The sequence below is a fragment of the Promicromonospora citrea genome (assembly GCF_013004695.1).
In the GTDB taxonomy this organism is placed as follows: Bacteria; Actinomycetota; Actinomycetes; order Actinomycetales; family Cellulomonadaceae; genus Promicromonospora; species Promicromonospora citrea.
In genome coordinates this window covers 1-1,522 of sequence record NZ_JABEMG010000276.1, presented here as the reverse complement: position 1 = coordinate 1,522, position 1,522 = coordinate 1, and the positions used below count along the sequence as shown (strand labels likewise).

Here is a 1,522-nt window from a genome sequence, read left to right as displayed (position 1 = left end):
CAACGCCGTTCGGTTAGTTGTTGGGTGTGGCTGTCAAGGTTGTGTTTGTGCTGGTGGGAGTAGTGAAGCTCCTGGTAGGTGAGGACTTGTCCGCCAAAGACGAGTCGTTCACACACCAGGAGCTTCGGTGCCTGATCTTGCCAGTGATCTGTCGTTCGTGTCAGCCCCGGGGGTGTTCGCGCCGGGTCATCTGGGCGAGCTGACGCAGGTCGTGCCGTTCGAGATGATCGATGAGGTCCTGACCGATCAGGGCGGGGGCGAGCAGCGGGTGCGGCGGCTGCCGTCACGGGTGGTGGTCTACCTGCTGCTCGCCGGCGGGCTGTTCGAGCATCTGGGATGGGCGCAGGTCTGGGCGCGGCTGACCGCGTCGTTGTCCGGCTCGCACCCGGTCCCGGCCGGAGCGTCGCTGACCGAGGCGATGCGTCGGGTCGGGATCGGGCCGGTCAAGGCACTGTTCGACGTGCTCAAGGGCTCCGCGGCGACCACGGCCCGGCAGTCGGCGTGGTTCGCCGGCAGGCTGCTCGTCGCAATCGACGGGACCCAGATCGCCGTGCCGGACAGCGCGGCGAACCTGGTCGCGTTTCCCAAGCCGGTCGCGGGACCCAACGGCCCGGTGGGGTATCCGATGCTGCGGCTGGTCGCGGTCGTGGCCTGCGGCACCCGCACGGTGATCGAGGCGGTGTTCGGCACCGACAAGGTCGGAGAGCTGACCTATGCCGCACGGCTGACTGCGACCGGAGCGCTGCACGCGGGGATGTTGCTGCTCGCGGACCGCAACTTCGCGACCTACGCGTTCCTCGCTCAGGTCGCTGCCACTGGCTCGGACCTGCTGGTCCGCGCCAAGACCGGAGGGAACGCGATGAAGCTGCCCGCCACCCGCCATCTGGCCGATGGGTCGTTCCTGACTCGTGCCGGGCAGGTCACGATCCGTGTGATCGATGCCCAGGTCACCGCGACCACGGCCGACGGCGTTGTCCAGGCCGGGACCTACCGGCTGCTGACCACCTTGCTCGACCCGCACGAGGCGCCCGCCCTGGCGTTGGTGCGGCTCTATCACCAGCGGTGGGAGATCGAGACGAGCTACGCCGAGCTGAAGTCCACGATGCTCGGCGGCAGGGTCCTACGCGCCCGCCACCCGGCTGCCGTTGTCCAGGAGACCTGGGCGCTGCTGGCCGGCTACCAGGCCCTGCGGACCGCGATGGCCGACGCGGTCCTGGCCCGGCCCGACGTCGACCCGGACCGGGCCTCGTTCACCATCGCGCTGAACACCGCTCGCGACCAGGTCATCCGCGCCGCCGGGATCATCACCGACACCGTGATCGATCTCGTCGGGCCGATCGGGACCGCGGTCCTGGACGCGTTGCTGCCCCCTCCCAGACCACGTATCCGTGCCCGCATCATCAAACGCGCGATCTCCAAGTACCAAGCCCGCAACCGCCACGCCGACCGCCGATCACGACCCGTCACGATCACCACCACCCTCTTGACACCCCGCCCCGGCCCCTAACCGAACGGCGTTGGG

The 1,522-nt window shown here is 69.1% G+C and carries 1 protein-coding gene; it reads left to right on the top strand.

All coding sequences use genetic code 11. The features are described from left to right. Window positions 1–127 precede the first annotated feature (127 nt). Window positions 128–1,507 carry an IS4 family transposase gene (locus tag HLB15_RS23580; protein ID WP_212760289.1) on the top strand — a complete coding sequence of 460 codons (1,380 nt, stop codon included), beginning with the start codon at window positions 128–130 and terminating at the stop codon, window positions 1,505–1,507. Window positions 1,508–1,522: the final 15 nt, after the last annotated feature.